Below are 7,203 nucleotides of genomic sequence, written 5' to 3'. Positions count from 1 at the left end.
TCGGTCACGTCGACGCCGAGCACGCGCGCGCCGGTCCGCGCGATGATCGCCGCGGTGGGCAGGCCGATATAGCCCAGCCCCAATGTCGTCGCGGTGATGGACCGCATCCTCGGCGATCAGCCCGATATCGCGCGGATCGCGCCGCTCGATTATCCGAGCTTCGTCCGCGCGCTGGGGCTTGCCGAGATCGTCCTGACCGATTCGGGCGGCGTGCAGGAGGAAGCGCCTGCGCTCGGCAAGCCGGTGCTGGTGATGCGCGAGACGACAGAGCGCCCCGAGGGTGTCGAGGCGGGTACCGCAAAGCTGGTCGGGACGTCCGAGGACCGCATCGTTTCCGAAATCTTCACGCTGCTCGACGACAAAGCAGCCTATTCCGCGATGGCGCGCGCACATAATCCGTTCGGCGACGGCCACGCTGCTGCCCGGATCGCCGAAACCATCGCGCAGACCATGGCCCAGGCGGTCGCCAGCGCACCGGCCCATCGTTGAGGATCATCCGTCATGCTTTCCGATACTGAACTGAACGTCGTCGTCATGGGGCTGGGCTATATCGGCCTGCCCACCGCGGCGATCATCGCGCGGACCGGCGCGCGCGTGCTCGGCGTCGACGTGACCGAACGCGTCGTCGAGACGATCAATTCGGGGCGCGTGCATATCGAGGAGGTCGATCTCGACGGTCTGGTCTCGGGCGTGGTCGCGCGCGGTACACTGCGCGCGGCGATGACGGTCGAGCCCGCCGACGTCTTCGTGATCGCGGTCCCGACCCCGTTCGACGCCGCGCATGCACCCGACATCAGCTATGTCCTGGGTGCCGCGACGACGATCGCGCCGGTGCTGAAACCCGGCGATACCATCATCCTCGAATCGACCTCCCCCGTCGGGACGACCGAGAAGGTCCGTGACCTGCTGGCGACCTTGCGCCCCGATCTGCGCGTGCCCGGGCGGACCCGGGACCAGGCCGATATCGCGATCGCCTATTGCCCCGAACGCGTGCTGCCGGGACGCATCCTGGTCGAGCTGATCGACAATGACCGCGTCATCGGCGGGATCACGCCGCGCTGTGCGCGCAAGGCGCTGACCTTCTATCGCCGGTTCGTGCGCGGCGCGTGCGTCACCACCACCGCGCGCGCCGCGGAGATGACGAAGCTGACCGAGAATGCGTTTCGCGACGTCAACATCGCGTTCGCCAACGAGCTGTCGCTGATCGCCGACACGATGAACGTCGATGTCTGGGAGGTGATCCGGCTCGCCAACCGCCACCCGCGCGTCAACATCCTGCAGCCCGGGCCGGGCGTCGGCGGGCATTGCATCGCGGTCGACCCCTGGTTCCTCGTCCATGCCGCGCCCGACCAGACGCCGCTGATCCGCACCGCGCGCGAGGTCAATGACGGCAAGACCGATCACGTCATCGCGCAGGTCGCCGCGATGATCGCGGCGGATCCGGCTGCGCCGGTCGCGTGCCTGGGCCTCGCGTTCAAGGCCAATATCGACGATTTCCGCGAGAGCCCGGCGATGAAGGTCGCGCTGGCGGTGGCGAATCGCTTCGGGGATCGCGTCCGGATCGTCGAGCCCTATGCCAGCACGCTTCCACCCGGCTTTGCCGGCACCGGCGCGACCCTGATCGACGTCGACACTGCGATCGAGACCTGCCCGATCATGGTCGTGCTGGTCGATCACGACGTCTTCCGCTCTATCCCGCTAGAGGAGCGCAGCGAGAAGACGGTGCTCGATACGCGCGGGATCTGGCCCGACCAGCCGCGCAGCCCGGTGCAGCCGGCGGTGCGGATCGCCGGCTAGCGGAGCGGCTGGGTCCGCAGCGCGAGGACGTCGGCGGGCAGGATCGGCCGTTCGGGGCGGCGGGCAATGTCCTGGACGGCGGCGTCGAGCGCGGTCGCCCGCGCCTTGGACGAGGCGTGGGTGCGGCTGCGGAACAGACCGCCGTCGATCGTGCCCCCCTTCTCGCGCCAGAATTGCGGGGCCGAGCGCGGATCAAAGCCGGCATTGGCGAGCAGATAGACGCTGAGCCGATCCGCCTCGTCCTCGGTCTGGCGGATCAGCCGGCCGTTGCGGCCGAGCTCCGCCATCAGCCCGCGGCTGATCTTGGCGGCGTCGAGCCGGTCGCGGTGGCGCAGGATGTTGTGCGCCAGCTCGTGCGCGACGATCACTGCGATCTCCGCGTCACTATAGCCTTCGAAATACTTCTCGCCGATCTGGACGACAGCGCCGTCCGCGCTCGCATCGAGGCCGCTGCCGAGCAGGATCTCGAATCGCGAGCGGCAGCCCGCGACAGCCGGGATCGAGACCGTGACCGCGCGCCCGTCGCGCAGGACCGTCATCGCGATCGGTGCGCCGGGCGGCTGCGCGGCGATCAGGGCCTCGGCAGCGTCGCGGTCGGCGGGGCTTTCCGCGGTGTCCGCGGCACCGATCCCGGGTTGCCGCTTGCCCGCGAGCAGCTGGATCGAATCCCCCGACCGGACGCCTGCGCGCGCGGCCGGCCCGTCGGCGACCACCGCCTCGACCCCCAGCCGCGTTTCGAACCCGAACACGCTGAGCGCATTCGGCCTGGCCTCCGCACTATATTGGTTGAGCGCATGGATCGGCATGCCGATCTGCGGCTGCAGCCGGTCGCACAACGCCGCATTGGCGGAGGTCAGCCGGTATCCGATCGTCGCCAGCCGCAGATCCGCGGCGCGCAACGCCTCGAAGAATGCCCTGGGCGGGGCCTCCGCGGGTGCCGCAGCCGGAGCGGCGGTGGTGCCAGCGAGGGAGACGGACAGCGGCGGAACCGCGGAGGCTGCACCTGCGCTTAGCAGGACTGCGGGCAGGATACGCATGACGATCGACATGCGGCCCTGATAGACGGCTTTCAGCCGCACGCCATCCATCCTCGCGCAGGAGTCGACGAACCGCGCCGCGTTGCGACGGCGCGCCCGAGCCTCTATGTGCGGTGCCAACGGATATAGACTTTATGATTTCAAGATTCTTTCGGTCCAAGGCCCCGCGATCCGCGGGCCGATCCTGTTCGATCCCCGACGGCCGGCGCGTCTATGCGGTCGGCGACATCCATGGCTGTGCCGATCTGCTCGACGACCTGATCGCGCAGATCGACGCGGACGATGCGGCACGCGGCGCGGCGGAGACGACGGTCATCTTCCTCGGCGATATCGTCGATCGAGGTCCGGGCTCGGCCGCGGTGATCGATCGGCTGATCGGCTATGCCGCGGCGCGCGCCGACGTGCGGTTCCTGCAGGGCAATCACGAGGAGATCTTCCTCGGCGCGCTCGACGGCGAGCCCAAGGCGCTGCGGCTCTTCTGCCGGATCGGCGGTCGCGAGACGGTGCTGAGCTATGGCATGGATGCGGCGGAATATGAGCGGCTCGATTACGAGGAGCTGGTGCAACGTCTCGCGCAGCTGGTGCCCGAGGCGCATCGCACGTTCCTGGCGGGCTTCGAGGATCTGATCACGATCGGCGACTATGCGTTCGTGCATGCGGGCGTCCGTCCGGGAACGCCGCTCGCAGACCAGCGCGGTTCGGATCTGCGCTGGATTCGCGATCCGTTTCTCGATCATCGCAGCCCGCTCGACAAGATGATCGTCCATGGCCACACGGTGATCGAAGAGGTCCAGACGATGGCGCATCGTATCGGCATAGATACGGGCGCCTATGCGACCGGTCGGCTGACTGCGCTAGGGATCGAGGGCGATCGCACATGGACGTTGCAGACGGCACCCCGCCCCGGCTCGTCGGAAAATTCTCTCGTATCCTGAAAACTATGCCTTCTCGTCTTACTACAATAGGGTATACCCCCAGGGCGATCAGGGCATGTTGCCCGCTCGCAACAGTATGGAACTCTTCCGTACCGTTCCAGTTACCTCGGTTGCGCAAGGTCAGGTTTCGTGCCAAAGACCTACGTGACGAGCACAAAGGGAGTTCATCATGCGTCTTGGGAAGTATCTCCTGACCGCAGCAGCAGCCACGATGGCAGTTGCTCCGGCCATGGCAGCACCGGTTAATTCGGCAGCAAGCCTTTCGGTTTCGAAGTCGGCTCGCGCCGGTTCGGTTACCGCAAAGAAGAACAAGGTTGCAGGCGGCGGCGTTATCGTTGCAGTCCTCGCAGCAGCAGCCGTTGTCGGCGGCATCGTTATCGTTGCCGATAACGACGACGACAGCGACAGCAACTAAGCCTAGGCTCAGTTCTGGAAAATAGCGGTCTTCGGGCCGCTATTTTTTTTGCCTGCCGCAGATGGGTCCGGGGCGGATACGGCGACACTCCAGCGCCCCTCCCCGCCTCGCACCGCTGCGCAAGCCACCGCGTGCCACCGAGATCGACGATAGATTGCGACGATCCGCGGGACTGAGGCCTGCACACGAATTCCGGCAGACGAGCATGATCCGCCATGCCGCTGTAATGCCGGATGGTGTTTGACCCCTGACGCGGCGCGCCCACCCTTGGCCATGGCAGGCGGGCGCGAGATGACCCGAGGCGTCACCGGGCGCATCGGCCGAGCCCTGCATGATCCGAGTTACGCCGACATAGAAAGGCCGCCCGCGACGATCAGTCGCGGACGGCCCTGTATCATGATGCCGAGTCCGGCGAGTCGGGCGGCGAACCGCCCGACGAGGCGATCAGCGCGGCTGCGGTACCGCGCCGCCGGCGCCCGGCGCACCCTGCTGCATCTGCATCTGCTGCTGCGCCTGCATCTGCTGGACGACGCTTTGCGGCAGGAAGTCGAGCAGCTCGACGTCGAACACGAGCGTCGAGTTGGCCGGGATCGGTCCGCTCGCCTTGTCGCCATAGCCAAGCGAAGGCTTCAGCCAGAAACGGTACTTGCCGCCCTTTGGCATCAGCTTGAGCGCTTCGGAGAAGCCGGGAACGACGCCCGTGACGGGCAGCGGCGTAGGCTGCTGCGACTTGTCGAAGGTGGTGCCGTTGAGGAGCTTGCCCTCGTAATTCACCAGCGCGACATCGGCATCGGTCGGCTTGGCGGCACCGGGCTTGCCCGGCGTCAGGATCTTGTACTGGAGGCCCGACGCGGTCGTGACGACACCCTTGGCGCGCCCGTTGCGGGTCAGCGGATCGTCACCCTGGCGCGCAAGGGCGACGGCGCCGATCAGCGCGAGCGCTATGCCCAGCCACAGATAGATGAGATAGCTGCGCTTGGTCGGCTGCAGCGGAACGGCGGTGACGGTCGACATCGGACAAACCCCGGGTCATCTGGTCACGCCGGAGCGCCGCGCGTGCCGTAGAATTCGTAATCGGAGCCGCGGTAACGCGGCCCCCAAAACCCTGGCTGCGCGTGCAGCCGAGGGTTCCTACTGCAGGCGAAGCTTAGCGTGCGCCGTCGCGCTCGGCGCGCTTGCGCTCGAGCTTGCGCGAACGACGGATCGCAGCCGCACGCTCGCGAGCGCGCTTTTCCGACGGCTTCTCGTAGTGGCGGCGCAACTTCATCTCGCGATACACGCCTTCACGCTGCAGCTTCTTCTTGAGCGCGCGAAGGGCCTGGTCGACGTTGTTGTCGCGGACGATGATTTGCATAAACCCGTTAAGCTCCGGTCGAATAGATACGAATGGATAGTGCCGTCGCGAACAAGTCCGCGCCGCATGAACGGGAGCCCCTAACAGCGTGTGCCCGCTGTTTCAAGCCAAACCCGCCCTATCCGTGTCGGGATCGACGTCGGGCACCGGTTTACGCGCCTGCCAAGCGAGCGCTAAGAGCCGCGCATGACCACGCACGCCCTGACCCTGTATAACAGCCTGACGCGCCGGCTCGAGCCGTTTGCGCCGATCGATCCCGCCAATGTCGGGCTCTATTCCTGCGGACCGACCGTCTACAACTATGCGCATATCGGCAATTTGCGCGCCTATGTCTTTACCGACACGCTGTCGCGGACGCTGACGTGGAAGGGCTTTGGCCTCACGCACATCGTCAACATCACCGATGTCGGCCACCTGACGTCGGATGCCGATGCGGGCGACGACAAGATGGAGGCCGCCGCGCGCGCCAGCGGGCAGGATATCTGGGCGATCGCAAGACATTACACCGAAGCCTTCAAGCGCAATCTGATCGACCTCCACATCCGCACGCCGACGCGCTTCCCGCTCGCGACCGACCATATCGCGGAGATGATCGCCTTTGCCGAGGCCATCGCGCCGGAGCATTGCTACCTGCTCGAGGACGGGCTGTATTTCGATACCAGCACGGTCCCGGATTATGGCCGGCTTGCCCGGTCGAACGACGATGCCGGCGAGAGCCGGATCGATCCGGTCGCGGGCAAGCGCCACCCGCAGGATTTCGCGATCTGGCGGACATCGGCCCCGGGCGAGATGCGCCAGATGGAATGGGAGTCGCCCTGGGGACGCGGTGCACCCGGCTGGCATCTCGAATGCTCGGTGATGAGCCAGAAATATCTGGGGCCGCAGTTCGACATCCACACCGGCGGCATCGACCACCGCGAGATCCACCACCCGAACGAGATTGCGCAGAATCAGGCGCGTTGCGGCTGTGCGGACACCGGGGCGAACCTCTGGATGCACAACAACTTTCTCGTCGAACGCTCGGGAAAGATGTCGAAATCCGGCGGCGAGTTCACGACTCTCCAGACTCTCGTCGATCGCGGCTTCCACCCGCTCGCTTATCGGCTGATGTGCCTCCAGGCGCAGTATCGCAGCGAGCTGGAATTCTCCTGGGACAATCTGGCGGCCGCGACGACGCGACTGAAGCGGCTGGCGCTCACCGTGCAGGCGTTGCGCGACCGGGCGGCCCCAGGCAATTCGGCAAGCGATCCCGCCAAACCCGCGACCGACGCCGTCCGCGCTCTGCTCGCTGGCTACCGCGACCGACTCGACATCGCGGTCTGCGACGACCTCGCAACGCCGCGCGCCTTGCCGGTCCTCGACGAACTGCTCGCAGACAAGCGACTGTCGCCCGCGGACCGACTCGCCGCGCTGGCCGATTTCGATGCGGTGCTGGGACTTGATCTCGCAGCCCTGCGCCGCGAGGATCTGCGCGTCCGGCCGGCCTCGGCCACGCTCGACGCCGCAGCCGTCGACGAACGCCTTGCCGAGCGCCGCGCCGCGCGGGCTGCGAAGGACTTCCCGCGGTCGGACGCGATCCGCGACGACCTCGCCAGCGCCGGGGTCGAGGTGATGGACGGCGATCCGCTTGGCTGGGACTGGCGGATCGGGTGATCGGCGGCGGAG

At 66.8% G+C, this 7,203-nt stretch carries 7 protein-coding genes and 1 pseudogene; 5 read left to right on the top strand and 3 right to left on the bottom strand.

Annotated features, from left to right (window positions below):
* Both sphst_RS21405 and wecC read left to right on the top strand, forming a co-directional pair.
* Positions 1-489: pseudogene (locus sphst_RS21405) on the top strand (UDP-N-acetylglucosamine 2-epimerase); the annotation flags it as partial.
* A 12-nt stretch (positions 490-501) separates the two neighbouring features.
* Positions 502-1,797, top strand: coding sequence for a UDP-N-acetyl-D-mannosamine dehydrogenase (gene wecC, locus sphst_RS19920; RefSeq protein WP_031394720.1), 1,296 nt, complete (start codon positions 502-504; stop codon positions 1,795-1,797).
* On the opposite strand, the gene sphst_RS19915 is transcribed toward wecC, so the two are convergent.
* Positions 1,794-2,876, bottom strand: a complete 1,083-nt coding sequence (locus sphst_RS19915) for a M48 family metallopeptidase (RefSeq protein WP_159043720.1) — start codon at positions 2,874-2,876, stop codon at positions 1,794-1,796. The two genes, wecC and sphst_RS19915, sit on opposite strands and share 4 nt — an antisense overlap.
* 92 nt (positions 2,877-2,968) lie before the next feature.
* On the opposite strand from sphst_RS19915, the gene sphst_RS19910 reads away from it, so the two are divergent.
* Together sphst_RS19910 and sphst_RS19905 are read left to right on the top strand one after the other, a co-directional pair.
* A complete protein-coding gene (locus sphst_RS19910) occupies positions 2,969-3,769 on the top strand; it encodes a metallophosphoesterase family protein (RefSeq protein WP_051916432.1) in 801 nt (266 codons plus the stop codon).
* A 169-nt stretch (positions 3,770-3,938) separates the two neighbouring features.
* Entirely contained in the window at positions 3,939-4,184 is a 246-nt protein-coding gene (locus sphst_RS19905) for a hypothetical protein (RefSeq protein WP_031394633.1), read from the top strand.
* 444 nt (positions 4,185-4,628) lie between these two features.
* Here the strand turns inward: sphst_RS19905 and sphst_RS19900 are convergent, their stop codons facing one another.
* Complete coding sequence (locus sphst_RS19900) at positions 4,629-5,198, bottom strand: FKBP-type peptidyl-prolyl cis-trans isomerase (protein ID WP_031394634.1); 570 nt, start codon at positions 5,196-5,198, stop codon at positions 4,629-4,631.
* Positions 5,199-5,331: 133 nt separating this feature from the next.
* Positions 5,332-5,538, bottom strand: coding sequence for a 30S ribosomal protein S21 (gene rpsU / locus sphst_RS19895; RefSeq protein WP_031394635.1), 207 nt, complete (start codon positions 5,536-5,538; stop codon positions 5,332-5,334).
* Positions 5,539-5,724: 186 nt separating this feature from the next.
* On the opposite strand from rpsU, the gene cysS reads away from it, so the two are divergent.
* Positions 5,725-7,191, top strand: a complete 1,467-nt coding sequence (cysS, locus tag sphst_RS19890; protein WP_056406311.1) for a cysteine--tRNA ligase — start codon at positions 5,725-5,727, stop codon at positions 7,189-7,191.
* Positions 7,192-7,203 lie beyond the last annotated feature (12 nt).

It is taken from the genome of Sphingomonas sp. STIS6.2, assembly GCF_000732685.2.
GTDB classification, from domain to species: Bacteria; Pseudomonadota; Alphaproteobacteria; order Sphingomonadales; family Sphingomonadaceae; genus Sphingomonas; species Sphingomonas aerolata.
Note: the sequence above shows the minus strand (reverse complement) of the source record. Positions and strands in the feature narration are given on the sequence as shown.

Coding starts and splice junctions, on each gene's coding strand:
- wecC (WP_031394720.1), top strand. CDS start 502: ATGCTTTCCGATACTGAACTGAACGTCGTCGTCATGGGGCTGGGCTAT.
- sphst_RS19910 (WP_051916432.1), top strand. CDS start 2,969: ATGATTTCAAGATTCTTTCGGTCCAAGGCCCCGCGATCCGCGGGCCGA.
- sphst_RS19905 (WP_031394633.1), top strand. CDS start 3,939: ATGCGTCTTGGGAAGTATCTCCTGACCGCAGCAGCAGCCACGATGGCA.
- sphst_RS19900 (WP_031394634.1), bottom strand. CDS start 5,198: ATGTCGACCGTCACCGCCGTTCCGCTGCAGCCGACCAAGCGCAGCTAT.
- rpsU (WP_031394635.1), bottom strand. CDS start 5,538: ATGCAAATCATCGTCCGCGACAACAACGTCGACCAGGCCCTTCGCGCG.
- cysS (WP_056406311.1), top strand. CDS start 5,725: ATGACCACGCACGCCCTGACCCTGTATAACAGCCTGACGCGCCGGCTC.